We start from the raw sequence: 25,542 nt of genomic DNA, 5'->3' as shown, positions 1-25,542 counted from the left end.
TTGTCCTCCCCTGACCCGTCCCCTAGGGAACCCCGAGGCCCGGAGTCAGGCCTCGGGCGGAGAGAAGATGACCAGAACCCGCAGATCCTCGCTGATGTGATGGAACTTGTGGGCCACCCCGGCCGGCACGTACACCACGCTGCCCCGCGCCACCTGAGTGGTCTCCATGCCGACGGTGATCGCGGCACGGCCGCTGACGACGAAGTAGACCTCGTCCTGGTTGTGCGGCTGCTGCGGGTCGTGCGAGCCGGCATCGAGGGCGTAGAGGCCGACCGACATGTTCCGCTCCCGCAGGAACTGCAGGTAGGCCCCGTCGTTGGCGGCACGTTCCGCCTCCAGTTCGTCCAGCCGGAATGCCTTCATCGCCTTCGCCGCCCTCGCCCCACTGCTCGTATCCGATCTCTTCTGCCACGATCAGACACATGAAGAATTTCGTAGTCAAGACGATCGCCAACGCGGGCGCCCTGGCGGTCGCCGTATGGCTGCTCGACAAGATCACCCTGACCGGCGACAGCACCACCAAGAAGGTCTGGACGCTGATCCTGGTCGCCCTGGTCTTCGGCCTGGTCAACTTCCTGGTCAAGCCGATCGTGAAGATCCTGACCTTCCCGCTGTTCATCCTCACGCTCGGCCTGATCACCCTGGTGGTCAACGCGCTGATGCTGCTGCTGACGTCGTGGGTGTGCGACAAGCTCGACCTGAGCTTCCACGTGGAGGGCTTCTGGACGGCCGTCCTCGGCGGTCTGATCATCTCGGTCGTGTCCTGGGCCCTCAACATGATCCTTCCCGACACGGACTGAGCTCCCGATGACCTACCGCGTCTGCTTCGTCTGCACCGGCAACATCTGCCGCTCCCCGATGGCCGAATCCGTCTTCCGTGCCCGCACGGCCGAGGCCGGGCTCGACGACCTTGTAGAGACCGACAGCGCCGGCACCGGCGGCTGGCACGAGGGTGACGGTGCCGATCCGCGCACCGTCCGTGTCCTGCAGGAGCACGGCTACGACAGCGAGCACACCGCCCGCCAGTTCCAGGCGTCCTGGTTCGCCCGCCTCGACCTCGTGATCGCCCTGGACTCCGGGCACCTCAAGTCCCTGCGCCGTCTGGCTCCCACCGAGGAGGACGCGCGCAAGGTGCGGCTGCTGCGGTCGTACGACCCGGCCGCCGGTGACGACCTGGACGTACCGGATCCCTACTACGGCGGTCTGGACGGCTTCGAGGAGTGCCTTGAGATGGTGGAGGCGGCGAGCGCGGGCCTGCTCGCCGCGGTACGGACCGAAGTGGAGGGAACGGCGGCATGAGCGAGGCAGCCATGGGCGAGGGCACGCGCGCGGTGCGAGCGGGACTGCCCGAGCCGGTCAAGAACGAGCCGACCCTGCCCGGGCCGGTCTTCGCCGCACACTTCCATCTGCCCGGTGAGGTGAGCGGGCCGTACGCATACGGCCGTGACGAGAACCCGACCTGGACCCATCTGGAGCGGGCCATCGGCGAGTTGGAGTCACCCGGCGAGGACGTGGAGACGCTGGTGTTCGCCTCCGGTGTGGCGGCCATCGGGGCGGTGCTGTTCTCCCAGCTGCGCGCCGGTGACGCGGTCGTCCTGCCCTCCGACGGCTACCAGGTGCTGCCGCTGGTCCGCGCCCAGCTGGAGGCGTACGGCATCGAGGTGCGCACCGCGCCGACCGCCGGCGACGCCCAGCTCGACGTCCTGGACGGCGCGAAGCTGCTGCTGATCGAGTCGCCGTGCAACCCCGGGCTGGACGTCTGCGACATCCGGCGGCTGGCCGAGGCGGCCCACGCGCGTGGCGCCCTGGTCGCCGTCGACAACACCCTCGCCACCCCGCTCGGCCAGCGGCCGCTGGCGCTGGGTGCCGACTTCTCCGTGGCCAGTGGCACCAAGCAGCTCACCGGCCACGGGGACGTTCTGCTGGGGTACGTCGCCGGGCGCGACGCGGAGGCCATGGCCGCGGTGCGCCGCTGGCGGAAGATCATCGGGGCGATCTCCGGGCCCATGGAAGCCTGGCTGGCCCATCGCTCCCTGGCCACCCTCCAGCTGCGGGTGGACCGGCAGAACGCCACCGCCCTGCTGCTCGCGGAGGCGCTGCGCGAGCGGCCCGAGGTGACCGGCCTGCGCTACCCGGGGCTGCCCGACGACCCGGCGCACAAGATCGCCTCGCAGCAGATGCGGCGCTACGGCTCGGTGCTCTCCTTCACGCTGCCCACGCGTGCGCGTGCCGAGCGATTTCTCGAGTCCCTGCGGCTGGTCGACGATGCCACGAGCTTCGGCGGAGTGCGTTCCACGGCCGAGCGGCGGCGGCGCTGGGGCGGGGACGACGTACCGGACGGCTTCATCCGGCTCTCGGTCGGGGCCGAGGATCCCGAGGATCTCGTAGCCGATGTGCTGCGCGCGCTCGACGAGTCGGACCGGTGACCGGATTACGGACGCCGCCTCGGGTCCCGGCTACGCATAACGGACGGTCCGAGCCTCCCCCCTCGTGGCTCGGACCGTCCCGGTTCCCGCGCGCCAAGAACCGCGCGACCAAGGCTAGTTGACTCTGCGTCAGTGTCCAATCACTGTAGCGACAGAGACCTATCGACTTATTTATAGTTGAGGCCTGCCCGAAGGCCCGAAAGGGCGGGCGAAACGGGAGGGTGTGCGATGGATCTGGCCTTGCTGCGCACCTTCGTCACCGTGCACCGGGCCGGCTCCTTCACCCGCGCCGCCGCCCTGCTCGGCCTCTCGCAGCCGGCCGTGACCTCGCAGATCCGGACCCTGGAACGGCAACTGGGCCGACCGCTCTTCCTGCGCCAGGCCCGCGGGGTGACCCCCACGACGATCGGCGACGAACTCGCCCACAAGGCTGCCCCGCATCTCGACGCCCTCGTGGAGATAGCAGAGCGCGGTCTCGACGACGACTCCTCGGTGCGTACCCTGCACCTCGCCGGCCCGCCCGAGTTCACCGCCGAGCGCGCCCTCCCCGCTCTCGCGGAACTCGCCGGGGACGGGGGCCAGGGCTTCGCGCTGCGCGCCTCGTTCGGGAACGCCGAGGACACCCTGGAGGGACTGTCCGCCGGTCACCACGACCTGGCCATCAGTACGGTCCGGCCGCGCGGCCCCCTGCTCACCGCAACCGCGCTCTGCGACGAGGAGCATGTACTGGTCGCCGCTCCGCGCTGGTCTGCGGAGATCGGCGCCGACGCCGTGGCCGGCAAGGGGGCGGCCGCCCTGGAGAACCTCCCGGTCGTCGAGGTCCACGAGTCGCTGCCGTTCGTCTCGCGCTACTGGGGCTCCGTCTTCGACACGCGCCCTGCCGCCTCGGGCACGGTCGTGGTGCCGGATCTGCGCGCGGTTCTCGCCTGTGCGGTCGCGGGTGCCGGCCTCGCCGTGCTGCCCCGCTATCTGTGCTCGGCCGCCCTGGAGCGCGGTGAGGTCGTGGCACTGCATGATCCTGCGGTCCCCCCGCTTCGGACGTACTTTCTTGTGGTGCGCACCGGCACACTCGCCATGCCGCATGTGGCACGGGCGCACGAGTGGCTGCAGCACGCGTCCGCGGACTGGGCCTGAGTACATTCCGCGGTGTTGACGCTATGCGGCCGTGCGGTGGCGCTTCGCGATGTTTCACGTGGAACCAGCTGGGCCACATTTCTCCCATGACCGTCCGACCAGTGGTCAAGCGCACCGCCCGTGCCGTTCTCCTGGACGGCGACGACCTGATTCTGATCAAGCGCACCAAGCCCGGTGTCGATCCCTACTGGGTTACGCCTGGTGGCGGGGTCGAGCCGGAGGACACCACCGTCGTCGACGCCCTGCACCGCGAGGTGGACGAAGAGCTCGGCGCCAAGATCACCGACGTGGTGCCCTGTTTCGTGGACACCGTGGAGCACATCGGTGACAGCGGCAGCACGACCGGTGTGAAGGTGCAGCACTTCTTCGTCTGCCGGCTGGAGTCCATGGACCCTGCCCTGCGGCACGGCCCCGAAGTCGACGAGCCCGCCGGCGAGTATGAGATCGTGCGCGTCCCCTTCACCCGCGTCGGGATCGCCTCCGTCCACCTCGTACCTCTGTCGCTCCGGCACTACCTGGACGGCAACATCGAGGGCGTGCGGGCCATGCACGCTCCCGATCTCGGGTGATGGGTCAGTCGCCGGCGACGACCAGTTCCTCGACCGAGTCGTGCCGGATGCGGTGCGCGGCGATGCCGGCGGCCCGTAGCGCGGGGATCCCGTTGCGGATCATGCCGGGCGGACCGGACAGATAGGCGTCGTACTCGGTCCACGGGCCGTATCCGCGGATGGCGTCGGGGAGCTGGACGTGGGCCCGCTGGTCGACTACGGCACGGACCGTGAGCCAGGGATGGCTCTGCTGCAGCCGGAGCAGGGTGTCGATGTCGTACAGGTCGTGATCGGTACGGGCGCCGTAGAACACCTCGACCGGGCGGCGCGAGCCGCGTTCGGCGAGGTCCTCGACCATCGCCTTGACGGGTGCGATGCCTGTGCCGCCGCCCAGGCAGAGCAGTCCGTTGTCCCGCGCGTGGTCGACGGTCATCGAACCACCGGCCGGGCCGAGGCGGACGACGTCACCCGGGCGGGCGCGGTGCACCAGCGAGTTGGAGACCCAGCCGGCCGGGACGGCCTTCACATGGAACGTGAGCAGGCCGTCCGAACGGGGCGCGGAGGCGAAGGAATAGTGCCGCCACACCCGCGGCCACCAGGGTGTCTCCAGGCTCGCGTACTGCCCGGCAAGGAAGGGGTACGGCTGGTCCGGACGGAGCGTGAGCACCGCGACGTCCGCGGTCCTGAGGTCGTGGGCGACGACCTCCGCGTGCCACCACGCCGGGGCGCGCAGTTCGTCCGTGGCCGCGGCGTCGATCATCACCTGGGACATCGTCGTGTACGCCCGTACCCAGGCCGCCTCCGTCTCGCGGTCCCAGATGCCCGTGGCGTACTTGCTCAGTGCGCCGATGAGGCATTCGCCGACAGCGGGATAGTGCTCGGGCCGGGTGCCGTACTTGCGGTGGCCGCGGCCCAGGTTCTGGAGGTACTCGACCAGGACGGGCGGGTTGTCGATGTGCTCGGCCGCGGTGAGCAGCGCCTTCAGCAGCCGGTCCCGCTGCGTGTCCATGGCGGCCGGGAACAGCGAACGCAGTTCGGGGTGGCGGACGAAGAGCAGTGCGTAGAAGTACGAGGTGACCTTGTCGGCGATCGGGCCGATCTCGCCCATGGTGCCGCGGATACGAACCGCGTCCGGGGAGGCGTCCTGCGACTGCTGTGTGCTGCGCTGTGGCGGGACGCGCTGACCGGAGGATCCCGGTGCAGGGTGCCCGGGCGCGGAAGCGAAGGAGCCGGGTGCCGCATGGTGTCCGGCGGGCGGGGGCTGAGCGGCTTCCTGACGGCGCGCCGGCTCCGTCGCCGACCGTATTCGCTCCCGGGACTCTGCGGGCACGAGAGGGCGGCTCTGGGGCGGTTCCTGCCCGCCGCCCGGCGACGCGGCCGGAGGCCCGGCGGAAGGATCCACTGCAGGCCTGTCGTGCGACGTGAACCAGTTGCCTCCGCCGGCCCCGTCGTTGCCCGCCGACGTGGTGGTCGGAGCGTCCATGGTGTGCCCTCGCCTCGAACATCTTGCGGTCGGTCTGCACACTTCTCTCGGAAGGTGCCTGCTTTCCCCCGGATGACGGCTAGCTCTCCCCGGTCGGGCCCAGTGGCCGACACGACCACATTCAACCCGCGATTCCCCCGTGTACGGACAAGTAAGGCGAGAGTGTGACATGGGCCGCAATCACTCCCGCAGGGAGTGTCCGGCCCCGGACGTTAACCGGAGTCGACCCTACCGGCCGTCGCCCCGCACACAAGTCCCCCCTGTATCCCCCGGTAAAACCGGCAACGGGCGAACCATCGGTTCCCTCAATTACCGGGCGCCACGCGTCAATTCGTAGGCATCCCACAGATCCTGTCCTGTGTACGAGTACGTCGCCAGACCGGCGAGATGTCCGTCCGCATTGACCGCCACGGACACGGGAACCGCGCCGAACAAGTCCCTGTCCGAGATCGAGTCACCGTAGGCGACGCAGTCCGCCCGACCGACCCCGAACTGCTCGCACAGGCGGTCCGCGATCGTCACCTTGGCCGCGGCGGTGAGGACGCCCGCCGGGTCCACGGGCTCGGCGAACGGCACTGCCGGGAAACGGGATCCGAAGGCCTCGTGGGCTCCCCAGTCCAGCAGACGCTCGACGAAGAACGAGGGTGAGAGCGAGACCACCGCGCAGTAGTCCCCCGATCCCCTGATCTCGGCCCAGACGTCCCGGATACGAGCCAGCCACGGCGCCCCGTCGAACGCCGCCGTCACATGGGCGTCAGTCAGCTCGGCCCAGAGGGTGTACACCCGCGCCGCGTACTCCGGCGGATCGATCCGTCCAGCCGAAATCGCCCGATCAAGCTCGATGGTCTCTGCTTCCAGGCCGAGCTGACGGGATATCTCGACGGGTGCGGAGGTGCCGTGCAGCAATGTGCCGTCGAGATCGAAGAGGTGAAGTCTCGCCATGGGCCCGAGATTATCGAGCAGCCGCATGGCTCCTTGGCGCGGCAACGCACCGGGGGCCGTACGGCGCTGTTTCACGTGAAACGTCCCGCACCTGTCCAGAGGCTGAGCGGCGTGCCACGACATGGCCAAAAGCACGTGTGTCCGGCCTGAAACGGGTGGACGCCGGGGGTGTCGGTCGGCAAGCCTGACCTGCGTGTCAACTCCTTCCGACGGTCCTCTGCCCATCCGCCGACTGACGCCACGCGATCTGAGCGCCTGCGCCGACTTGTCCGAGGACCGGGGGTGGCCCCGTGAGGAACACAAGTGGCGCTTGCTCCTCACGGCCGGGAAGGGATACGGCATCGACGACCCCGGCGGAGGCCTGGTCGCCGCCGGCGTCATCACGGAGTACGGCCCGGGGGAACGCCCGCATCTCGGCGCGGTCGGCATGGTCCTGGTCGCCGAACGGCACGCCCGCCAGGGCATCGGGCGCCGACTGATGCGGCACATCATCTCGGTGATGGGGACGACTCCCCTGACCCTGTACGCGACGCCGTACGGCCGGCCGCTCTACGAGGAGCTCGGATTCAAGGTCACGGGACGCTCGGAGATGCTCCGCGGCCCCTTCACGCCGGGCGGGCCCGAGCCGCGGGTGGTGACCCGGGCGGCCACCGCCGAGGACCTCGGTTCCATCCTCCGGCTGGACGAGGAGGTGTTCGGAGCCGACCGCACCCTGCTCATCACTCGGCTGCCCGCTTTCTCGGATCTGCTGCGGGTCGCCGTGGACGACGGAAGGATCGTCGGGTACGCGGCCGCCTGGCCCAACATGGACACACATGTCGTCGGACCACTGATCGCCCGGGACACGGAGACGGCGAAGTCCCTGATCTCCTCGCTTGCCGCCCGTACCGACCGCCCGCTCCGAACGGACATCGACGTCCGGCACGAGGAACTGCTGGCCTGGGCGAAGGCCCGCGGGCTGGTCTCCGTCGCCGAGAACTCGGTGATGACCTACGGGATGACGGAGTTGCCGGGCGACTGGACACGGCGGTTCGCGCCGCTGACGGTGGCGGCGGGCTGAGCAGCCTTCGGCCGCGGCGGACGCCGGCTTCCCCGGGGGAGCCGGCGTCCGCCGTCGAGCGAGGTGCTGTCAGGCGAGTGCAGCCACGGCGGCGGACGCGAAGCCGTGGTCCTGGTCGGGCGCACCGCCGCCGACACCGATCGCCCCGATGATCCGGCCGTCGCGCCGGACGGGGACACCGCCCGCGATGAACAGCAGCGGCCTGTCGAGCGCCGTGGGCAGGGTGTGGAAGAGACCTCCCGGCTGCACGGCGTCGACGAGGTCGGCGGTAGGCGTGTTCAGCTGGAGTGCCGTGTAGGCCTTGCGAGTGCTCGTCTCGCCGGATATCAACACGGCGCGGTCGTCCCGGCGGAAGGCCAGCAGATGGCCCCCGGCGTCCAGGACGGTGACGCTGACGGTGACCCCGGCGGCCTCGGCGGCACGGCCTGCCTCGGTGACCAGGAACTCGGCGTCCTGGATGGTGAGCGCTGCGACGGTGGTGGTGCTCATGGTTCTCCTTGGATGCTTCTGGTGTGCAGTGAGAGATGCGGGCGGTCAGTGGTGGACCGACGCCCGCTGTCCTGCGGACGTGCCGCCGGTGACCACCGCGCTGGGGACGCTGTCGCGGCGCTCCAGCGCGGCCGACAGGAAGGCGAGGACGAGGGCGGCCGCGGCCAGGGCGGCGCCGACCCAGTTGGGGGAGGTGTAGCCGAAGCCTGCGGCGATCACCATGCCGCCGAGCCAGGCGGACAGGGCGTTGCCGAGGTTGAAGGCGCCGATGTTCACGGCCGAGGCCAGGGTCGGAGCGCCGTGTGCCTGGTCCAGGACGCGCTTCTGGAGCGGCGGGACGGTGGCGAAGCCCAGGGCGCCGATGAGGGCCACGGTCACGCCGGCCGCGATCTTGCTGTGCGCGGTGAGCGTGAAGAGGGCGAGGACGACGGCCAGGGCGCCCAGGGACACATACAGCATGGGCATCAGGGCGCGGTCGGCGAACTTGCCGCCGACGAGGTTGCCGCCGACCATGCCGACGCCGAAGAGGACCAGCAGCCAGGTGACCGAGCCGTCGGCGAAGCCGGTGACCTGGGTCATCATCGGCGCGATGTAGGTGATGGCCGCGAAGACCCCGCCGAAGCCGAGGACGGTCATCGCCATGGCGAGCAGGACCTGGGTGTTCTTGAAGGCGGCCAGCTCGTGCCGCAGGTGCACGCCCTGCGGTTTGGGCAACTCGGGGACCAGCTTGGCGATGCCGGCCAGGCCGACGACGCCGAGGGCGGCGATGATCCCGAAGGTCACGCGCCAGCCGGCGTGCTGCCCCACGAGGGTGCCCAGCGGGACGCCTAGGACGTTGGCGACGGTGAGGCCGGTGAACATCATCGCGATGGCTCCTGCCTTCTTGCTCGGGGCGACCAGTTCGGCCGCCACGACCGAGCCGATGCCGAAGAAGGCGCCGTGGGCGAGGGAGGCGACCACTCGGCCGATCAGCATGACGGCGAAGACGGGGGCCACAGCGGTGAGCAGGTTGCCGGCGATGAAGAAGCCCATCAGGAGCATCAGCATCCGCTTGCGGGGAACCTTCGTGCCCAGCACGGTCATCAACGGGGCGCCGATGACGACGCCGAGCGCATAGCCGGTGACGAGCAGGCCGGCGGTCGGGATGGAGACCCCGAAGTCACCCGCGACCTCGGGCAGCAAGCCCATGATCCCGAATTCGGTCGTTCCGATTCCGAAGGCCCCGATCGCGAGGGCCAGAAGCGCGAGAGGCATGGAGAGTGGACCTTCCCAGACGATTGCAGGTGCGCTTTGCGTGCGTTCACAATAGTTGCAGACGCGGGCTATATGCAAGCGGGGGATATTGCGTGCCTGCTCTATCCTGGGTTAAGCCGCTCCGGGACGGAGGAGAACGCCAATGACAGCGACGGACCCCGCGCTCACCGCACTCGCCCAGGGCTGGTGCGCCCTCTCCCTGCTGCACGGGAGGATCGAGGCCCACATCGAGCGCGCCCTGCAGGCCAGGCACGACCTGAGCGTGCGCGAGTACTCCCTGCTCGACGTGCTCAGCCGGCAGCACGACGGCGAAGGGGGCCATCTGCAGATGAAGCAGGTGGCCGACGCGGTCGTACTCAGCCAGAGCGCCACCACCCGGTTGGTCACGCGCCTGGAGGACCGCGGTCTCCTGGAGCGCTACCTCTGCCCGACCGACCGACGCGGCATCTACACCAACGTCACCGAGGCAGGCCTACGGCTGCTGGAAGAGGCTCGCCCCACCAACGACACGGCACTGCGCGAGGCCCTCGATGAGGCGGCCAGGAATCCGGAACTGGCCCCCCTGGTCCGGGCCGTGGAGGCGCTGCACGTGCCCGCTTAGGCTGTCGGCATGGGAGACCTTGACATACGTACCGCGGTCGCCGACGACGTCCCGGCCATCGTTGGCCTGCTCGCCGACGACCCGCTGGGCGCCCGGCGTGAGACTCCGGACGACCTGGCGCCCTATCTGAGCGCCCTGGAACGGCTCAGTGCCGATCCCAACCAGCAGCTGGTCGTCGCCGTCCGAGAAGGCCGCGTCGTCGGCACGCTGCAGCTCACGATCATCCCCGGACTGTCGAGGCGGGGCGCCACCCGGTCGATCATCGAGGGTGTCCGCATCCACGCCGACGAACGCGGCAGCGGACTGGGCACCCGGTTCATCGAGTGGGCCATCGACGAATCCCGCCGCCGGGGCTGCCAGTTGGTCCAGTTGACCTCGGACACGTCACGGGTCGACGCCCATCGCTTCTATGAGCGGCTCGGTTTCACCGGATCCCACACAGGCTTCAAGCTCGAAATCTGAACCCCAGCGGCTCACAGCCGAACCGAGGGAGAGGGCGGGGGGGGGGGGGGGGGGGGGGGGGCCCCCCCCCCCCCCCCCCCCCCCGCCCTCTCGTCCGCTAACCGATCCCCCGCCACCCCTCGGGATCGACGCCACCGGGCACGGGAGACGTCTCGTCGTACGGCTGACGCGTGAACACGAACGATCCGAGGTCCAGATGGCTCACGGTGCCGTCCGGCCGCCGTACGGGCCGTAGCAGCTCTCCGGCGTAGTAGCCCTCCAGGCCGGTCCAGGTTCCGTCGCCGTTGGATCGGAAGCGGGCCCGGCGACCGGTGCCGGTCAGCGGCCCCAGTGAGACAAGCCCGTCGGCCGCCACGCGGAGCACGAAGGCATGGGTGCCCCAGTACCACGGGCCTGCCAACTCCAGGACGGAGGGCTCGACCTGGGCCAGCGGGCGCCATGGGTCGGGGATGCGCGGCTCGGCCTCCGCGACGATACGGACGAGATCGGCACCGGTGGCGGACAGGAGTGGGCCGGACGTGCAGTTCGCCAGGACCACCGCCGCCACGTCGTCGTCCACGCTGATGGTGAGGCTGGCCAGGAAGCCGGGCAGCGAGCCGGAGTGCCCGACGAGGAGCCTCCCGTCACAACGCTGGATCTGCAGCCCGAGGCCATAGGTGGCGCCGTCCAGTACGTCGGCGGACTCGGCGGGGGCCGCCGGGGTGCGCATCTCCCGCACCGACTCGGCGCTCAGCACCCGGTCGTCGCCGACCGCCAGGAACACCGCGAAGCGGGCGAGGTCGCCCGTGGTCGACCAGAGCTGCCCGGCCGGTGCCATCCGGCCGAGGTCCTCCAGCGGTTCCGGGAGCAGGACGTCGGCCCAGGGGTGCACGGCCCAGCCGCCCGCGTGCGGCGCCTGCGGCTGAGCGGCTGTGCGGTCGAGGCCCAGCGGTTCGAGTACCTCTCGCCGCAGTACCTCCTCCCAGGGGGCACCGCGGAGTTCCTCGACCAGTGCACCGAGCAGGGTGTACCCGGGGTTGGAGTAGTGGTGGCGGCGGCCCACGGGATGCAGGACGGGCTGTTCACCGAGCACGTCGCTGAGTTCCGGGCGCAGTGAGCCCGGAGTGCGTTCCCACCAGGGTGCCGGGGACTCGGCCGCCAAGCCGCCGGTGTGCGCAAGGAGGTCGGCGATGGTCGCCTCCCCCGCGCCGGTGCCCGGCAGATGCTTCTCCAACGGGTCACCGAGGTCGAGCAGCCCTTCGTCACGCAGTCTGAGCACCAGAACGGCCGTGAAGGTCTTGGTGATCGAGCCGATCCGGTACTGCACGTTCTCGTCCGGCCCATGCCCGTCCACCGAGGTCCGCGCCCCATGCCAGACGGCCCGTCCGCCTCGCACGACCGCCGCCACCAGTGACGGCGCCCGGCCTTCGGACTGGGCCACGGCGATCCGATGCAGCAGCGCCCGCCGGGTGGCGGGGAGCAGCTCTTCCTGGAATGTCGTCATGCGCCCAGTCCACCTGGTGGGCGGACCGGCGTCGAGTCCATTTCCCCGGCACGGATCAAGCCGGTGCCGGCTCGCCTCGGATCAGGTCTGCGCCATGTCCACGAAGCGGGAGTAGTGGCCCTGGAAGGCCACGGTGATGGTCGCCGTCGGACCGTTTCGGTGCTTGCCGACGATGATGTCCGCCTCGCCCGCGCGGGGCGACTCCTTCTCGTAGGCGTCCTCGCGGTGGAGCAGGATGACCATGTCGGCGTCCTGCTCGATGGAGCCGGACTCACGCAGGTCGGACACCATCGGCTTCTTGTCCGTGCGCTGCTCGGGACCACGGTTGAGCTGCGAGAGCGCGATCACCGGAACCTCCAGCTCCTTGGCGAGCAGCTTGAGGTTTCGCGACATGTCCGATACTTCCTGCTGGCGGCTCTCGGACCGCTTGCCGCCGGACTGCATCAGCTGGAGATAGTCGATGATCACGAGCTTGATGTCGTTGCGCTGCTTCAGGCGACGGCACTTGGCGCGGATCTCCATCATCGACAGGTTCGGGGAGTCGTCGATGTAGAGCGGTGCGGCCGAGACGTCCGGCATCCGGCGGGCCAGCCGGGTCCAGTCCTCGTCGGTCATCGTGCCGGACCGCATGTGGTGCAGGGCGACCCGGGCCTCGGCGGACAGCAGACGCATCGCGATCTCGTTGCGGCCCATTTCGAGGGAGAAGATGACGCTGGGCAGGTTGTGCTTGATCGACGCGGCGCGTGCGAAGTCCAGCGCGAGGGTGGACTTGCCCATGGCGGGACGCGCGGCGATGACGATCATCTGGCCGGGGTGCAGGCCGTTGGTGAGTGAATCCAGGTCGGTGAACCCGGTGGGCACGCCGGTCATCTCACCGGTACGGGAGCCGATCGCCTCGATCTCGTCGAGGGCACCCTCCATGATGTCGCCGAGGGGCAGGTAGTCCTCGCTGGTCCGTTGCTCGGTGACGGCGTAGATCTCGGCCTGGGCGCTGTTGACGATCTCGTCGATGTCGCCGTCGGCCGCGTATCCCATCTGTGTGATGCGGGTGCCTGCCTCGACCAGGCGCCGCAGCACCGCCCGCTCGTGGACGATCTCCGCGTAGTACTCGGCGTTCGCCGCCGTCGGCACTGTCTGGACGAGAGTGTGCAGATAGGAGGCGCCTCCCACCTTGTTGATCTCGCCGCGTTTGGTGAGCTCGGCGGCGATGGTGATCGGGTCGGCCGGCTCGCCCTTCGCATAGACGTCGAGAATCGCCTGGTAGATCGTCTCGTGCGCGGGCTTGTAGAAGTCGTGGCCCTTGAGGATCTCGACGACGTCGGCGATGGCGTCCTTGGAGAGCAGCATGCCGCCCAGGACGGACTGTTCGGCGTCCAGGTCCTGCGGGGGGACCCGCTCGAAGGTGGTGCCCCCGCCGTCCCATTCCCCACTGTCCCGGCCCCGGTCGTGCCGGTCGTCCCGGCCGCGGCCACCCTCGTCCCGTCGGCGGGAGGCGGGCAGACGATCACCCGGACCGGCGTCGGCCCACGGATCGTCCAAGGGCTCGGAAATGCTCACCGAGCCACCTCCTCCCGTCCGCACCGCGGACCTCGCCATGCCCTCTTTTCTACGGCACGGCACTGACAACTAGGACGCCCCATTCCGGTTCTGGACGCGTCGGTTTTGTGAGGTTTCCGAGGCCGCGACAAGGAGCGGGTGCCGGACCACGTTAGGCCCGCGGGCACCGTCAGCCAATCTGGTTATCCACAGGCCATGTGGACGACCGCCCGTATGCTGTGGAGAACCCGCCAAAACCTGTGCACGACGCGGTGGACAGTCCTGTGAACAAGCCCTCGCTCCCTGTCCTCAACAGGCTCTGAGCTGCGCTTTTACCATCCACCGGCTGTGCAGAAGAAAAACTTTTCCAGTCGGATCAAGATCGCTTCGAACAACGCGCGACGGCGCGGGCAACACAACCGAAGGTAAGGGTCACTAAGCATTTGCATCACTTACCTGTGGACGATTAGATTAGCGCCCATGTCACAGGCTCCCGCGACCACCGAAGCCACCCGACGGGGGCACGACCGAGAGATCATCGCACTGGCCGTCCCGGCCTTCGGCGCACTCGTCGCCGAACCGCTTTTCGTCATGGCCGACAGCGCGATCGTCGGCCATCTCGGCACCGCACAACTCGCCGGTCTCGGAATCGCCTCGGCCTTGCTCACCACTGCCGTGAGCATCTTCGTCTTTCTCGCCTACGCCACCACCGCCGCCGTCGCCCGCCGGGTCGGCGCAGGCGATCTCCAGGCGGCCGTCCGCCAGGGCATGGACGGCATCTGGCTGGGCCTGCTGATTGGTGCCGCGGTCATCGTCGGCGTCCTGCCTTTCGCTCCCGGCATCGTGGACGTCTTCGGCGCCTCCGCCACCGCAGCCCCCTACGCGACCACCTACCTGAGGATCTCCTCCCTCGGCATCCCGGCCATGCTCGTCGTGCTCGCCGCCACCGGCGTCCTGCGCGGCCTCCAGGACACCCGGACACCGCTGTACGTAGCGGTAGCGGGGTTCATCGCCAATGCGGGGCTCAACGCAGCGCTCGTCTACGGCGCCGGACTGGGCATCGCCGGCTCGGCCTGGGGCACGGTCATCGCCCAGTGCGGGATGGCGGCGGTCTACCTGACCGTCGTCGTCCGTGGCGCCCGCAGGCACGGGGCATCGCTGCGCCCCGACGCCGCCGGGATACGGGCCTCGGCACAGGCCGGCGTGCCCCTGCTCGTCCGGACGATCTCACTGCGGGCCGTCCTGATGATCGCCACCGCCGTGGCGGCGCGGCTGGGCGATGCCGACATCGCCGCCCATCAGATCGTGCTGTCCCTGTGGAGCCTGCTGGCGTTCGCCCTGGACGCGATAGCGATCGCGGGGCAGGCCGTCATCGGACGCTATCTCGGGGCAGATGACGCCGCCGGCGCTCGCGAGGCGTGTCGTCGGATGGTGCAGTGGGGCATCGCCACCGGAGTGGTCCTGGGCCTGCTCGTGGTCGCCGCCCGGCCGCTCTTCCTCCCGTTGTTCACCGGCGACCCAGCCGTGCGCAACACCGCGGTGCCCGCGCTGCTCATCGTGGCGCTCTCCCAGCCCATCTCCGGCGTGGTCTTCGTCCTCGACGGCGTGCTGATGGGTGCCGGAGACGGGCCGTATCTCGCCGGAGCCATGGTCCTTACGCTGGCGGTCTTCGCGCCGGTGGCCCTGCTCGTCCCCACCCTCGGCGGTGGGCTGACGGCGCTCTGGGGGGCCATGACGCTGATGATGACCGTACGGATGCTCACCCTCTGGCTGCGCGCCCGGTCGGGCCGGTGGATCGTGACAGGCGCGACGCGCTGACCGATGGGTGCTGCCGACGGTTTCACGTGAAACATCGCGGGCTGTCACGTTTCACGTGAAACACCCATGGCCCCACACCATGGCCGCCCCAGAGAGTCGACGCAAAAACAGGGCCGCACCCTTCACGGGTGCGGCCCCTGTTCAGCTACCGCTCAAGCCGAGCGTGGCGTCAGCCCGCGACGACCTCGATGTTGACCTTGGCGGCAACCTCGGGGTGCAGACGCACGGACGTCTCGTGGGCGCCCAGGGTCTTGATCGCAGAACCGACCTCGATGCGGCGCTTGTCGACCTCGGGACCACCAGCAGCCTTGATCGCCGAAGCGATGTCGGCCTGGGTGACGGAACCGAAGAGGCGACCGGCGTCGCCGGCACGGACGGCCAGACGGACCTTGACGCCCTCGAGCTGGGCCTTCACCTGGTTGGCCTGCTCGATGGTCTGGATCTCGTGGATCTTGCGAGCACGACGGATCTGCTCCACGTCCTTCTCGCCACCCTTGGTCCAGCGGATCGCGAACTTCCGCGGGATCAGGTAGTTGCGTGCGTAGCCGTCCTTGACGTCGACGACGTCGCCGGCGGCGCCGAGGCCAGAGACCTCGTGGGTCAGGATGATCTTCATGAGTCGGTCACCCTTCCCTTAGCGCGCGGTGGAGGTGTAGGGCAGCAGCGCCATCTCACGGCTGTTCTTGACGGCCGTGGCGACGTCACGCTGGTGCTGCGTGCAGTTGCCGGTCACGCGGCGGGCACGGATCTTGCCGCGGTCGGAAATGAACTTCCGCAGCATGTTCGTGTCCTTGTAGTCCACGTACGTGACCTTGTCCTTGCAGAAAGCGCAGACCTTCTTCTTAGGCTTGCGCACAGGCGGCTTCGCCATGGTGTTTCTCCTGTGTGATCAAGAAGTGGGGATGCGAGCCCTGGTCCCTTAGAAGGGAGGCTCGTCCGAGTAGCCGCCACCGCCGCCGGAGCCGGAGCCGCCGCCCCAGCCGCCGCCACCCTGGTTGCCGCCACCGGCGGGAGCGCCGGAAGCCCAAGGGTCGTCGTTGGGGGCGCCGCCCTGGTTGCCGCCACCGGAGCCACCGCCCCAGCCGCCGCCACCCTGGCCGCCACCGCCGCCGTAACCGCCCTGGCCACCGCGGCCGCCGCCACCGGCGGTCTTGGTGACCTTGGCCGTGGCGCTCCGCAGGCTGGCGCCGACTTCCTCGACGTCCAGCTCGTAGACCGTGCGCTTGACACCCTCACGGTCCTCGTAGGACCGCTGCTTCAGCCGGCCCTGCACGATGACGCGCATGCCTCGCTGGAGCGACTCCGCGACGTTCTCCGCCGCCTGACGCCAGACCGAGCAGGTCAGGAACAGGCTCTCGCCGTCCTTCCACTCGTTGGTCTGACGGTCGAAGGTGCGGGGGGTGGACGCGACGCGGAACTTCGCGACCGCCGCACCGGAGGGGGTGAAGCGCAGCTCGGGGTCATCGACAAGATTGCCGACGACCGTGATGACGGTCTCGCCTGCCATGGGGGAACCTCTCGGCGGGTTTGCTGCTGGCTGCTTGTGCTGCTACTCGAAATCCCGAGATCGGCTGAGCGGAGCTCAGTGGGTCTCGGGGCGGAGGACCTTGGTCCGGAGGACCGACTCGTTCAGGTTCATCTGGCGGTCGAGCTCCTTGACGACCACAGGCTCGGCCTGCAGGTCGATGACCGAGTAGATGCCCTCGGGCTTCTTCTTGATCTCGTACGAGAGACGACGACGGCCCCAGGTGTCGACCTTCTCGACCTTTCCGTTGCCCTCACGGACGACGGAGAGGAAGTTCTCGATCAGGGGGGCGACAGCGCGCTCCTCCAGATCGGGGTCGAGGATGACCATCACCTCGTAGTGACGCATGTGGAACCCACCTCCTTTGGACTCAGCGGCCACGGTCGTTCCGTGGCAGGAGGGTTGTGATGCGTGCGCAACGGTAGCGCCGGCCACTGACATTCGGGGGTCCCGCTGGGATCCCGGACAGGGCATGGGCAGACACCGGTGCAGACGCTACAGACTACCCGCACACCCGCTTCCGGTTGAAATCCGGCGGCCGGGACCCTCAATCTGTACACATCGGGTGTGTACGGCGCTACGATGCGCCGCCTTCCGCAGGAGGTGCCCTATGGCACAGGCATTGCGACCCAACACCGCCGGCTCCCTGTTCGCCACCGACGGCAAGACCCATGCGCTCCAGGACTCGCTGATGGCAGTGACGCTGGTGCTCGGGCTGATCGCCTTCATCACGTCGTTCTTCCACGGCCTGCATCTGCTCAGCTCCTGGACCGGCCTGATCGGTCTCTTCACCGGTCTGTACGGGCAGTGGGTCTCGATCACCACGCGCGAGCGTTTCGGCCTGATCCTGGGTCTCGGTGCCTCGGGCATCGGCTTCTTCATCGGCATGGCGCACGGCGGTCTGTTCGGCTGAGACCGGCACCCCGCACCACCGTCGAACGCCCCGGCCGGGCAGCGGCCGGGGCGTAGGTGCCGTACGGCCAGTCGGGCCGCGGGAAAGGCGCAGTAGGCTTCGGCGCGAGAGCCGGAGCCCCTGTACCCATGGGGACACACCAGCCCGAGGAGCGCCCCGACATGAGCCTGACCCTGAGGACCATCAGCCGCGAACAGCATCTGGCGTACATCCAGAGCCTGCCGGCGGCTAGCCACATGCAGGTCCCGGCCTGGGCCGATGTCAAGGCGGAGTGGCGTTCGGAGAACCTCGGCTGGTTCGACGAGCGCACCGGCGAGATGGTCGGCGCGGGTCTGGTGCTGTACCGCCAGCTGCCCAAGATCAAGCGCTACCTCGCCTATCTCCCCGAGGGCCCGGTCATCAACTGGTTCGCGCCGAACCTCGACGAGTGGCTCCAGCCGATGCTGGCGCACCTCAAGCACCAGGGCGCGTTTTCGGTGAAGATGGGCCCGCCGGTGATCATCCGCCGCTGGGAGTCCAACTCCATCAAGCAGGGCATCCAGAACCCGGACGTGAAGCGGCTGCGCGACATCGAGGCCGACTTCATCGAGCCGCGCGCCTTCGAGGTGGCCGACAAGCTGCGCCGGATGGGCTGGCAGCAGGGCGAGGACGGCGGCGCCGGCTTCGGTGACGTGCAGCCGCGCTACGTCTTCCAGGTGCCGCTGGCGAACCGTTCCCTGGAAGAGGTCCACAAGAACTTCAACCAGCTGTGGCGGCGCAACATCAAGAAGGCCGAGAAGGCCGGCGTCGAGGTCGTCCAGGGTGGTTACCAGGACCTGGCGGAGTGGCAGCGGCTGTACGAGATCACGGCCGTGCGCGACCACTTCCGCCCGCGCCCGCTGTCGTACTTCCAGCGCATGTGGACGGCGCTCAACACCGAGGACCCGAACCGGATGCGGCTGTACTTCGCCCGGCACAACGGGGTCAACCTCTCCGCGGCGACCATGCTGATCGTCGGCGGACACGTCTGGTACTCCTACGGCGCGTCCGACAACATCGGCCGTGAGGTGCGACCCTCGAACGCCATGCAGTGGCGGATGCTGCGCGACGCCTACGCGCTCGGCGCCACCGTCTACGACCTGCGCGGCATCTCGGACTCGCTGGACGAGACGGACCACCTCTTCGGCCTGATCCAGTTCAAGGTGGGCACCGGTGGCCAGGCCGCCGAGTACCTCGGCGAGTGGGACTTCCCGCTGAACAAGCTGCTCCACAAGGCGCTCGACATCTACATGTCGCGCCGCTGACGTCACGCTCCGTGCTTCTATAGCCCTGACACACCGCAGTCCTCTGGCAGTCGCCAGCACGCAGAAAGGTTCCAGGTCCGGCCATGGCGCTCACGCTCTACGTCGACACCGCGCGCTGGCGGGCGCACCACAAGCACGTGCAGGAGCAGTTCCCGGGTCTGGTGCCGGTCTGCAAGGGCAACGGCTACGGCTTCGGGCACGAGCGGCTGGCGGAGGAGGCCACGCGGCTGGGCTCGGACATCCTCGCCGTCGGCACGACGTACGAGGCCGCACGCATCAAGGACTGGTTCGGCGGCGACCTGCTGGTACTGACCCCGTACCGGCGGGGCGAGGAACCCGTGCCGCTGCCCGACCGGGTCATCCGCTCGGTGTCGTCCATCGACGGCGTGTACGGCCTGGTCGGTGCCCGCGTGGTCATCGAGGTGATGTCCACGATGAAGCGGCACGGCATCAGCGAGCAGGACCTGCCGCAGCTGCACTCGGCCATCGAGAACGTCCGGCTGGAGGGCTTCGCCATCCACCTGCCGCTGGACCGCACCGACGGCTCGGACGCCGTCGAGGAGGTCATCGGCTGGATGGACCGGCTGCGTGCGGCCCGGCTGCCGCTGCACACGATGTTCGTCAGCCACCTCAAGGCCGACGAACTCGCCCGGCTGCAGCAGCAGTTCCCGCAGACCCGGTTCCGGGCCCGGATCGGCACCCGGCTGTGGCTGGGGGACCACGACGCCACCGAGTACCGCGGGGCGGTCCTGGACGTCACCCGCGTGGCCAAGGGCGACCGGTTCGGCTACCGGCAGCAGAAGTCCGCCTCGGACGGCTTCCTGGTGGTCGTGGCGGGCGGTACGTCGCACGGGGTGGGCCTGGAGGCGCCGAAGGCCCTGCACGGCGTCATGCCGCGCGCCAAGGGCGTCGCACGGGCCGGCCTGGCCACGGTGAACCGGAACCTTTCTCCGTTCGTCTGGGGCGGCAAGCAGCGCTGGTTCGCGGAGCCGCCGCACATGCAGGTGTCGATCCTCTTCGTGCCCTCGGACGCCCCGGAGCCGAAGGTCGGCGAGGAGCTGGTGGCCCATCTCCGGCACACCACGACCCAGTTCGACCGGATCGTGGACCGCTGACGCGCCGCTACACAGAGAGCACACCACCTGACCTCTCCCAGGACAGGCAAATGGGCCGCACACGGACTCCGTGTGCGGCCCATCTCCGTTCAGGACCCGGGGCGTTCGCTCAGAGCGAACCATCCTCGGAGGACCGGCTTCCCCATTCCACCTGCGGCCCCTCGAAGTGGGCCGCGTGGCGCGGGGGACGGGCCGCCGCGCCAAGCACGAAGACGTCCTCCGCACCGTCCAGCACCCCACCGGAGGGATCGTCCTCCCCGCCGCGGCGCACCACGTCCCGCTCGGGCATGAGGATGTCGCGCACGACCATGCCGCACAGGTAGAGCGTGCCCAGCAGGTGCACCGCGATGGCCCAGTGGTAGCCATCGGTCGGCAGCCCCTTGTGGGCGTCTCCGCTGGTCGTGTACGCGAGGTACATCCAGATCCCCAGGAAGTACGCCACCTCGCACGCCTGCCAGATCAGGAAGTCCCGCCACTTGGGCCGGGCAAGGACGGCCAGCGGCACCAGCCACAGCACGTACTGCGGGGAGTAGACCTTGTTGGTGAGGATGAAGGCCGCCACCACCAGGAAGGCCAGCTGGGCGAAGCGCGGCCGGCGCGGGGCGGTGAGGGCCAGGGCGGCGATGCCCAGGAAACAGAGCAGCACCAGGACCGTGGCAGCGGTGTTCACGAAGTCGGTGCTGGGCGGAGTGGTCGTGTTCTGCGCCCAGATCAGCCAGAAGGAACCGAAGTCGACGCCCCGCTCCTGGCTGAACGTGTAGAACTTCGACCAGCCGTCGAACGCGAAGATCATCACCGGCAGGTTCACGACGAGCCAGGCGGCCACCGCACCGCCTGTGGCAACGAAGAACTCCCGCCACTTGCCCGCGCGCCAGCACAGCAGGAACAGCGGCCCCAGCAGGAACACGGGGTACAGCTTGGCGGCTGTGGCGAGCCCCAGGAGGACGCCGAAGGCGAGCGGACGGCTCCGGGACCACATCAGCATCGCCGCGGCCGTCAGAGCGACCGCCAGGAGGTCCCAGTTGATGGTGGCGGTCAGGGCGAAGGCAGGCGCGAGGGCGACCAGCAGCCCGTCCCAGGGGCGGCGGCGATGCGTACGGACCACGCACACCGCGATGACCGCGGCGCACAGCATCAGCATCCCGGCGTTGACGAACCAGTACACCTGCTCCTGGAGCATGATGCTGCCGCTGCCGGGCGTGAGCCAGGCGGCCACCTCCATGAACACACCGGTCAGCACCGGGTATTCGAGGTAGTCCATATCGCCCGGAAGCTTGTCGAAGTACGGCACCAGACCGTCGGCGAAACCGCGTCCCTGGTAGAGGTGCGGAATGTCCGAGTAGCAGGCATGGGTGTACTGGGAGCTCGCGCCGAAGAACCAGCCGCTGTCATAGCAGGGCAGCTTCTGCACCATGCCGAGGGCGAACATCCCGACCGCCACGATGACGACCACCCTGAGCGGCGTCCACCAGGACGTGCCGAGCAGGGCACGCCGCCCGATGGGGCCGCCGATCAGCTCACTCCCGGCCGCGGCGACCTCGTCTTCCCTGGTCGGCCGCACCGGATCCGGCTCGCGCACGCCCGCGGGCGTCGTCTCTGCACTGGGCATGGGGCCCATCCTGCCGCACCTCTCTAGGAATACGCCGAGGGCCGCCGCACCTCACCGGGTGCGACGGCCCACGTTTCACGTGAAACAGACTTCGGCGGGCGAAATGGTCACCAGCCGGTCAGACCGCGCGGCTAGCCGGTTGATCCGCCGAAGAAGTTCCCTCCGCCGTTGGCATTGCCTCCGTTGTTGCCCACCCCGGTCGTATCCGTAGCTGAGGGCGAGGACGTCGTACCCGACGTGCTGCCGCCAGTGTTACCACCGCCGGTCGAGCAGTTCCAGGCGAACCGGCAGGTCTCCGTCACCGTGGGCGACGGGGGGGCGATCGTCTCGCTCGGAGTGGCGCTCGGCGTCTCGGTGGGCGTCTCGCTCGGCGTGATGCTGGGAGACGGCGTCGGGGAAGGAGCCCCGGCCTCGTCGGCGATCTGACCGATCTTGGTCGCCTCGGGGAAGCCCAGGTCGTTCTTGCCCTTCAGCGCGGCCTTCATGTACTCGGTCCACACCGAGGTCGGGATGTCACCACCGTGGATGGACGCCACGCCGGCGGTGCCGTTCATGGAGAGCAGTTCGGCGTCCTTGGGATTCTCACGGAACATGGCGACCGACGTGGCCAGCTGCTGGGTGTAGCCGACGAACCAGGCCGACTTGTTGCTGTCGGTGGTACCGGTCTTGCCCGCCGCCGTACGGCCCAGGGCCTTGGCATTGGTACCCGTACCGTTCTGGATGACGTTCTCCAGCGTGTCCGTCACGTTGTTCGCGACGTCCTCGGGCATCGCCGTCGTGACCTTCGGCTTGCTGAAGCCCTGCAGGTCCTGCCCGTCCTGCTTGACCTCGGTCACCGAGTAGGGATCCGCGTGCTTGCCGGACGCCGCGAAGGTCGCATAGGCGTCGGCCATGCGGATCGCGCTCGGAGTCGACGTACCGAGAGCGAAGGACGGGTTGAGAGTCGCGAAGCTGCTGTCCAGGATGCCGGACCGGCTGGCGACATCCCGCACCTTCGACATGCCGACATCCCAGCCGAGCTGCACGAACGGCGTGTTGATCGACTGCTCCATCGCCTTGCGCAGGGTGATGTACCCCCAGCGATAGTTGCTCTCGTTGTTCTGGAAGAACGTCGAGCCGTCCTTGTTCAGGACGTAGCTGCCGTCCTCGTTACTGACCTTGAGATGGTCGTTGCCGTTGTACTTGCTCAGCGGCGAGACCCCTTCGGGGGAGGTTTTGTACGTGCCGTACTGCATGGCGGCGGCCAGGACGAACGGCTTCCACGTCGAACCGACGGGGACACCTGAGGTGTCGGCGTTGTTGGTGAAGTGGTTGTTCTCGTAGCCGGCGCCGCCGTACAGGGCGACGATCTTGCCGTCGTTGGGCACCACCGACGCGGCACCGAACTGGACGTACTTGTCCTTCTCCCGGTTCTTCGGATCCAGCCTCGCCTTCTGGACCTTCTCCACGGCCGCGCTCAACGCGTTGACCTTGTCCTTGTCGAAGGTCGTATAGATCTGGAAGCCGCCCTGGTCGAACTGCGTCTCCGTGATGTTGGAGTGCGCGAGGACGTACTTCTTGGCCGTGTCGGCGAGGTAGCTGATCTGCCCGGTCATGCCCTTGACCGCCTTGCGGCCCTGGGGCATCGGGTACTTCTTGATGGCCGTCTGGTACTCGGCATCGGTGAGGTGCTGGTCCTTGTGCATCTCCTCGAGGATCCAGGCCCAACGGTCGTGAGAGCGCTGGTAATTGGCCTTCTGGGAGGCGGCAGGATCGATGTCCGGGTTGCCCGCGGGGTCGTAGTACGTCGCACCCTTGAGCAGAGCCGCCAGGACGGCACACTGGCTCGGGGTGAGGTCCTTCGCGTCCACGCCGTAGTAGGTCTGCGCGGCGGCCTGGATGCCGTATGCGCCGCGGCCGAAGTACGAGGTGTTCAGGTAGCCCTGGAGGATCTGCGGCTTCGTGAACTTCGTGCCGACCTTGATGGAGATGAACATCTCCTTGAACTTGCGGGTGAGCGTCTGGTCCTGGCTGAGGTAGGTGTTCTTGACGAACTGCTGGGTGATCGTCGAACCACCCTGCGTCTCACCGCCCTGGGCCATGTTGACGAGCGCGCGGGCGATGCCCTTGAAGTCGACGCCCGGATCCGTGTAGAAGCTCTTGTTCTCCGCCGAGATCACGGCGTTCTGCATGGCTTTGGGGATCTCGGCGATGTTGACGTTCTGCCGGTTGACACCGGTGCCCGTCGCGACCATCTGCTTGCCGTCGGCCCAGTAGTAGACGTTGTTCTGGGACTGTGCCGCCGTGTTCTCGTTCGGGACGCCCACCATGGCGTAGCTGACACCGACCAGCGCCACCAGGCTGCCGAAGAAGGTGATGCACAGCCCGGAGACGAGTTTCCAGGAGGGGACCCAGCGGCGCCAGCCGAACCTGTTCGCCCTGGGGTAGTCGATCAGGCGCTTCTTGCCGGGCGCCGTCGACGCCCGGCCTCTGCCACGCCCGGGCCCGGCAGGACCACCCGGACCGCGCCCTCCGTTGTCGGCGGTTCTGCGGCGGCTGTTTCCCGTACTTCTCTGCGCCGCACGGCGGGCCTCGGCACGGCCACCGTACGGGCGCTCCTCACCTCCCGAGCCAGCGTCCGACCCATAGGAACTGGACCCATAGGAGTCGGAAGGCGACCCGGTGGCGCCTCGCGGTGCCGCGCGGCGGCCGGAGGACGGTCCGGACTGGCCGCGTCGGGCCGCGGCACGTCCGCCTCCCTGCGGCGGCGGCGGTTTGCGACGGTGCTCGCTCATCGAACGATTACTCCTCGGGCAGGCGCACCCGTGGGCGCCTGGAACGGCGGCTGATTTCCGGTCCCCCCGACATACGGATGTGGTCGGTCCTGCATTCACCCGTACGGCACCGAGGACGTGGACGCCCCCCTGGCGTCACTTGGTTCCCGGTGGTGTGCATGCCGCACAGACTACGCACCAACAAAACCCGCCGAGCCCCGAAGTTCACCCCAAATCAGGCAAGTTGCCTCCAACGAATCGGTGATGTGATCCCGTTCACCGTCGTTCCTCTTGTCGCAGAGGGAAAGCCGATCTATCGTCGGGATGTATCGAGTCGATACATCAGAGCGAGATAAGCAAGCCGAAGACGAGAGGAGGCGACCATGAGCCGGCGTTCCGGCATCCTTGAGTTCGCCGTCCTCGGCCTGCTCCGCGAGTCCCCGATGCACGGCTATGAGCTGCGGAAACGGCTCAACACATCACTCGGCGTGTTCCGCGCGTTCAGCTATGGAACGCTCTATCCCTGCCTCAAGACGCTGGTCACCAACGGCTGGTTGATCGAGGAACCGGGTAGTACCGCCGAGGATGCTCTCGCCGCGCCGCTCGCCGGCCGCCGCGCCAAGATCGTCTACCGGTTGACGGCCGAAGGTAAGGAGCACTTCGAGGAGCTCCTGTCCCAGACCGGCCCCGACGCTTACGAGGACGAGCACTTCGCGGCACGGTTCGCCTTCTTCGGGCAGACCTCGCGGGATGTGCGGATGCGCGTGCTGGAGGGCCGCCGCAGCCGGCTGGAGGAGCGCCTGGAGAAGATGCGCGCCTCGCTGGCGCGGACCCGGGAGCGCCTCGACGACTACACGCTTGAGCTCCAGCGCCACGGGATGGAGTCCGTGGAGCGCGAAGTGCGCTGGCTGAACGAGCTCATCGAGAGCGAGCGGGCCGGACGGGACCTGAAGGGTCCTGCCTCCGGGGGGTCCGCTCAGCAGAACACCAACAATGGAGCGCCGGGCGCCCTGCCCCGGTCCGGAGATTCCCTCCGGCCGGATGCGTCCGACGACACCGCCACGTGAGACCCGCTCAGGGCCTCACTCGTACACACAGGGAGCAACCG

The 25,542-nt window shown here is 68.7% G+C and carries 26 protein-coding genes; 13 read left to right on the top strand and 13 right to left on the bottom strand.

Annotation, left to right across the window (positions count from 1 at the left end; all coding sequences use genetic code 11):
• Nucleotides 1-45 precede the first annotated feature (45 nt).
• Complete coding sequence (locus ACZ63F_RS28210; RefSeq protein WP_352355842.1) at nucleotides 46-363, bottom strand: cupin domain-containing protein; 318 nt, start codon at nucleotides 361-363, stop codon at nucleotides 46-48.
• A 59-nt stretch (nucleotides 364-422) separates the two neighbouring features.
• Here ACZ63F_RS28210 and ACZ63F_RS28205 point away from each other — a divergent pair, with 59 nt between their 5' ends.
• From ACZ63F_RS28205 to ACZ63F_RS28185, 5 genes are all read left to right on the top strand, one after another.
• On the top strand, nucleotides 423-800 hold the full coding sequence (locus ACZ63F_RS28205; RefSeq protein ID WP_351956854.1) for a phage holin family protein: 378 nt from the start codon (nucleotides 423-425) through the stop codon (nucleotides 798-800).
• A gap of 7 nt (nucleotides 801-807) precedes the next feature.
• Entirely contained in the window at nucleotides 808-1,299 is a 492-nt protein-coding gene (locus ACZ63F_RS28200; RefSeq protein WP_352355839.1) for a low molecular weight protein-tyrosine-phosphatase, read from the top strand.
• Nucleotides 1,296-2,426, top strand: coding sequence for a cystathionine gamma-lyase (locus ACZ63F_RS28195; protein ID WP_469714862.1), 1,131 nt, complete (start codon nucleotides 1,296-1,298; stop codon nucleotides 2,424-2,426). The genes ACZ63F_RS28200 and ACZ63F_RS28195 overlap by 4 nt, the downstream gene beginning before the upstream one ends.
• 228 nt (nucleotides 2,427-2,654) lie before the next feature.
• A complete protein-coding gene (locus ACZ63F_RS28190; protein WP_469714860.1) occupies nucleotides 2,655-3,560 on the top strand; it encodes a LysR family transcriptional regulator in 906 nt (301 codons plus the stop codon).
• Between the two features lie 86 nt (nucleotides 3,561-3,646).
• Entirely contained in the window at nucleotides 3,647-4,129 is a 483-nt protein-coding gene (locus ACZ63F_RS28185; RefSeq protein ID WP_093500896.1) for an NUDIX domain-containing protein, read from the top strand.
• Between the two features lie 4 nt (nucleotides 4,130-4,133).
• Here the strand turns inward: ACZ63F_RS28185 and ACZ63F_RS28180 are convergent, their stop codons facing one another.
• Complete coding sequence (locus ACZ63F_RS28180) at nucleotides 4,134-5,216, bottom strand: globin domain-containing protein (protein WP_469714856.1); 1,083 nt, start codon at nucleotides 5,214-5,216, stop codon at nucleotides 4,134-4,136.
• A 684-nt stretch (nucleotides 5,217-5,900) separates the two neighbouring features.
• A complete protein-coding gene (locus tag ACZ63F_RS28175) occupies nucleotides 5,901-6,533 on the bottom strand; it encodes an HAD family hydrolase (RefSeq protein WP_469715183.1) in 633 nt (210 codons plus the stop codon).
• Between the two features lie 193 nt (nucleotides 6,534-6,726).
• On the opposite strand from ACZ63F_RS28175, the gene ACZ63F_RS28170 reads away from it, so the two are divergent.
• On the top strand, nucleotides 6,727-7,593 hold the full coding sequence (locus ACZ63F_RS28170; protein ID WP_469714854.1) for a GNAT family N-acetyltransferase: 867 nt from the start codon (nucleotides 6,727-6,729) through the stop codon (nucleotides 7,591-7,593).
• Between the two features lie 69 nt (nucleotides 7,594-7,662).
• Here the strand turns inward: ACZ63F_RS28170 and ACZ63F_RS28165 are convergent, their stop codons facing one another.
• Nucleotides 7,663-8,082, bottom strand: coding sequence for a GlcG/HbpS family heme-binding protein (locus ACZ63F_RS28165; RefSeq protein WP_469714852.1), 420 nt, complete (start codon nucleotides 8,080-8,082; stop codon nucleotides 7,663-7,665).
• Between the two features lie 45 nt (nucleotides 8,083-8,127).
• Complete coding sequence (locus ACZ63F_RS28160; protein ID WP_469714850.1) at nucleotides 8,128-9,336, bottom strand: MFS transporter; 1,209 nt, start codon at nucleotides 9,334-9,336, stop codon at nucleotides 8,128-8,130.
• Nucleotides 9,337-9,478: 142 nt separating this feature from the next.
• Here ACZ63F_RS28160 and ACZ63F_RS28155 point away from each other — a divergent pair, with 142 nt between their 5' ends.
• Both ACZ63F_RS28155 and ACZ63F_RS28150 read left to right on the top strand, forming a co-directional pair.
• On the top strand, nucleotides 9,479-9,937 hold the full coding sequence (locus ACZ63F_RS28155) for a MarR family winged helix-turn-helix transcriptional regulator (RefSeq protein WP_352355823.1): 459 nt from the start codon (nucleotides 9,479-9,481) through the stop codon (nucleotides 9,935-9,937).
• A 9-nt stretch (nucleotides 9,938-9,946) separates the two neighbouring features.
• Nucleotides 9,947-10,399 carry a GNAT family N-acetyltransferase gene (locus ACZ63F_RS28150; RefSeq protein WP_352355821.1) on the top strand — a complete coding sequence of 151 codons (453 nt, stop codon included), beginning with the start codon at nucleotides 9,947-9,949 and terminating at the stop codon, nucleotides 10,397-10,399.
• Between the two features lie 97 nt (nucleotides 10,400-10,496).
• On the opposite strand, the gene ACZ63F_RS28145 is transcribed toward ACZ63F_RS28150, so the two are convergent.
• Nucleotides 10,497-11,882 carry a serine hydrolase domain-containing protein gene (locus tag ACZ63F_RS28145; RefSeq protein WP_469714847.1) on the bottom strand — a complete coding sequence of 462 codons (1,386 nt, stop codon included), beginning with the start codon at nucleotides 11,880-11,882 and terminating at the stop codon, nucleotides 10,497-10,499.
• 81 nt (nucleotides 11,883-11,963) lie between these two features.
• Nucleotides 11,964-13,439, bottom strand: a complete 1,476-nt coding sequence (gene dnaB, locus ACZ63F_RS28140) for a replicative DNA helicase (protein WP_093500880.1) — start codon at nucleotides 13,437-13,439, stop codon at nucleotides 11,964-11,966.
• Nucleotides 13,440-13,898: 459 nt separating this feature from the next.
• On the opposite strand from dnaB, the gene ACZ63F_RS28135 reads away from it, so the two are divergent.
• Nucleotides 13,899-15,236 (top strand): MATE family efflux transporter, encoded by a 1,338-nt coding sequence (locus ACZ63F_RS28135; protein WP_469714845.1) that lies wholly within the window; start codon nucleotides 13,899-13,901, stop codon nucleotides 15,234-15,236.
• A gap of 169 nt (nucleotides 15,237-15,405) precedes the next feature.
• Here ACZ63F_RS28135 and rplI read toward each other — a convergent pair whose 3' ends face one another.
• The 4 genes from rplI to rpsF all read right to left on the bottom strand — a co-directional run bounded on the left by rplI (nucleotide 15,406) and on the right by rpsF (nucleotide 17,109).
• Nucleotides 15,406-15,852, bottom strand: a complete 447-nt coding sequence (rplI, locus tag ACZ63F_RS28130) for a 50S ribosomal protein L9 (RefSeq protein ID WP_093500876.1) — start codon at nucleotides 15,850-15,852, stop codon at nucleotides 15,406-15,408.
• Between the two features lie 18 nt (nucleotides 15,853-15,870).
• Nucleotides 15,871-16,107 (bottom strand): 30S ribosomal protein S18, encoded by a 237-nt coding sequence (rpsR, locus tag ACZ63F_RS28125; protein ID WP_003949403.1) that lies wholly within the window; start codon nucleotides 16,105-16,107, stop codon nucleotides 15,871-15,873.
• Nucleotides 16,108-16,155: 48 nt separating this feature from the next.
• A complete protein-coding gene (locus ACZ63F_RS28120; RefSeq protein WP_469714842.1) occupies nucleotides 16,156-16,743 on the bottom strand; it encodes a single-stranded DNA-binding protein in 588 nt (195 codons plus the stop codon).
• Nucleotides 16,744-16,818: 75 nt separating this feature from the next.
• Nucleotides 16,819-17,109 carry a 30S ribosomal protein S6 gene (rpsF, locus tag ACZ63F_RS28115; RefSeq protein ID WP_093500872.1) on the bottom strand — a complete coding sequence of 97 codons (291 nt, stop codon included), beginning with the start codon at nucleotides 17,107-17,109 and terminating at the stop codon, nucleotides 16,819-16,821.
• A gap of 262 nt (nucleotides 17,110-17,371) precedes the next feature.
• Here rpsF and ACZ63F_RS28110 point away from each other — a divergent pair, with 262 nt between their 5' ends.
• The 3 genes from ACZ63F_RS28110 (at nucleotide 17,372) to ACZ63F_RS28100 (ending at nucleotide 20,072) form a co-directional block, all read left to right on the top strand.
• Nucleotides 17,372-17,674, top strand: a complete 303-nt coding sequence (locus ACZ63F_RS28110; protein ID WP_382725158.1) for a hypothetical protein — start codon at nucleotides 17,372-17,374, stop codon at nucleotides 17,672-17,674.
• Between the two features lie 161 nt (nucleotides 17,675-17,835).
• On the top strand, nucleotides 17,836-18,957 hold the full coding sequence (femX, locus tag ACZ63F_RS28105; protein ID WP_469714839.1) for a peptidoglycan bridge formation glycyltransferase FemX: 1,122 nt from the start codon (nucleotides 17,836-17,838) through the stop codon (nucleotides 18,955-18,957).
• Nucleotides 18,958-19,040: 83 nt separating this feature from the next.
• Nucleotides 19,041-20,072 (top strand): alanine racemase, encoded by a 1,032-nt coding sequence (locus tag ACZ63F_RS28100; protein WP_093500866.1) that lies wholly within the window; start codon nucleotides 19,041-19,043, stop codon nucleotides 20,070-20,072.
• A gap of 109 nt (nucleotides 20,073-20,181) precedes the next feature.
• Here the strand turns inward: ACZ63F_RS28100 and ACZ63F_RS28095 are convergent, their stop codons facing one another.
• Both ACZ63F_RS28095 and ACZ63F_RS28090 read right to left on the bottom strand, forming a co-directional pair.
• Nucleotides 20,182-21,681 (bottom strand): glycosyltransferase family 87 protein, encoded by a 1,500-nt coding sequence (locus ACZ63F_RS28095; protein ID WP_469714837.1) that lies wholly within the window; start codon nucleotides 21,679-21,681, stop codon nucleotides 20,182-20,184.
• A gap of 131 nt (nucleotides 21,682-21,812) precedes the next feature.
• The gene (locus tag ACZ63F_RS28090; RefSeq protein WP_469714835.1) at nucleotides 21,813-24,455 is read right to left on the bottom strand and encodes a transglycosylase domain-containing protein; all 2,643 of its coding nucleotides are present in this window, start codon (nucleotides 24,453-24,455) and stop codon (nucleotides 21,813-21,815) included.
• Between the two features lie 362 nt (nucleotides 24,456-24,817).
• Between ACZ63F_RS28090 and ACZ63F_RS28085 the strand changes: the two genes are divergently transcribed.
• The gene (locus ACZ63F_RS28085) at nucleotides 24,818-25,501 is read left to right on the top strand and encodes a PadR family transcriptional regulator (protein WP_352355804.1); all 684 of its coding nucleotides are present in this window, start codon (nucleotides 24,818-24,820) and stop codon (nucleotides 25,499-25,501) included.
• The last annotated feature ends 41 nt before the right edge of the window (nucleotides 25,502-25,542 follow it).

This window comes from Streptomyces sp. NPDC104761 (assembly GCF_055583445.1).
Note: the sequence above shows the minus strand (reverse complement) of the source record. Positions and strands in the feature narration are given on the sequence as shown.

Bases quoted from the DNA above. Each gene is read 5' to 3' on its own strand.
- ACZ63F_RS28210 (WP_352355842.1), bottom strand. From the start codon at position 363: ATGAAGGCATTCCGGCTGGACGAACTGGAGGCGGAACGTGCCGCCAAC.
- ACZ63F_RS28205 (WP_351956854.1), top strand. From the start codon at position 423: ATGAAGAATTTCGTAGTCAAGACGATCGCCAACGCGGGCGCCCTGGCG.
- ACZ63F_RS28200 (WP_352355839.1), top strand. From the start codon at position 808: ATGACCTACCGCGTCTGCTTCGTCTGCACCGGCAACATCTGCCGCTCC.
- ACZ63F_RS28195 (WP_469714862.1), top strand. From the start codon at position 1,296: ATGAGCGAGGCAGCCATGGGCGAGGGCACGCGCGCGGTGCGAGCGGGA.
- ACZ63F_RS28190 (WP_469714860.1), top strand. From the start codon at position 2,655: ATGGATCTGGCCTTGCTGCGCACCTTCGTCACCGTGCACCGGGCCGGC.
- ACZ63F_RS28185 (WP_093500896.1), top strand. From the start codon at position 3,647: ATGACCGTCCGACCAGTGGTCAAGCGCACCGCCCGTGCCGTTCTCCTG.
- ACZ63F_RS28180 (WP_469714856.1), bottom strand. From the start codon at position 5,216: ATGGGCGAGATCGGCCCGATCGCCGACAAGGTCACCTCGTACTTCTAC.
- ACZ63F_RS28175 (WP_469715183.1), bottom strand. From the start codon at position 6,533: ATGGCGAGACTTCACCTCTTCGATCTCGACGGCACATTGCTGCACGGC.
- ACZ63F_RS28165 (WP_469714852.1), bottom strand. From the start codon at position 8,082: ATGAGCACCACCACCGTCGCAGCGCTCACCATCCAGGACGCCGAGTTC.
- ACZ63F_RS28160 (WP_469714850.1), bottom strand. From the start codon at position 9,336: ATGCCTCTCGCGCTTCTGGCCCTCGCGATCGGGGCCTTCGGAATCGGA.
- ACZ63F_RS28155 (WP_352355823.1), top strand. From the start codon at position 9,479: ATGACAGCGACGGACCCCGCGCTCACCGCACTCGCCCAGGGCTGGTGC.
- ACZ63F_RS28150 (WP_352355821.1), top strand. From the start codon at position 9,947: ATGGGAGACCTTGACATACGTACCGCGGTCGCCGACGACGTCCCGGCC.
- ACZ63F_RS28145 (WP_469714847.1), bottom strand. From the start codon at position 11,882: ATGACGACATTCCAGGAAGAGCTGCTCCCCGCCACCCGGCGGGCGCTG.
- ACZ63F_RS28135 (WP_469714845.1), top strand. From the start codon at position 13,899: ATGTCACAGGCTCCCGCGACCACCGAAGCCACCCGACGGGGGCACGAC.
- rplI (WP_093500876.1), bottom strand. From the start codon at position 15,852: ATGAAGATCATCCTGACCCACGAGGTCTCTGGCCTCGGCGCCGCCGGC.
- rpsR (WP_003949403.1), bottom strand. From the start codon at position 16,107: ATGGCGAAGCCGCCTGTGCGCAAGCCTAAGAAGAAGGTCTGCGCTTTC.
- ACZ63F_RS28120 (WP_469714842.1), bottom strand. From the start codon at position 16,743: ATGGCAGGCGAGACCGTCATCACGGTCGTCGGCAATCTTGTCGATGAC.
- rpsF (WP_093500872.1), bottom strand. From the start codon at position 17,109: ATGCGTCACTACGAGGTGATGGTCATCCTCGACCCCGATCTGGAGGAG.
- ACZ63F_RS28110 (WP_382725158.1), top strand. From the start codon at position 17,372: ATGGCACAGGCATTGCGACCCAACACCGCCGGCTCCCTGTTCGCCACC.
- femX (WP_469714839.1), top strand. From the start codon at position 17,836: ATGAGCCTGACCCTGAGGACCATCAGCCGCGAACAGCATCTGGCGTAC.
- ACZ63F_RS28100 (WP_093500866.1), top strand. From the start codon at position 19,041: ATGGCGCTCACGCTCTACGTCGACACCGCGCGCTGGCGGGCGCACCAC.
- ACZ63F_RS28095 (WP_469714837.1), bottom strand. From the start codon at position 21,681: ATGCCCAGTGCAGAGACGACGCCCGCGGGCGTGCGCGAGCCGGATCCG.
- ACZ63F_RS28090 (WP_469714835.1), bottom strand. From the start codon at position 24,455: ATGAGCGAGCACCGTCGCAAACCGCCGCCGCCGCAGGGAGGCGGACGT.
- ACZ63F_RS28085 (WP_352355804.1), top strand. From the start codon at position 24,818: ATGAGCCGGCGTTCCGGCATCCTTGAGTTCGCCGTCCTCGGCCTGCTC.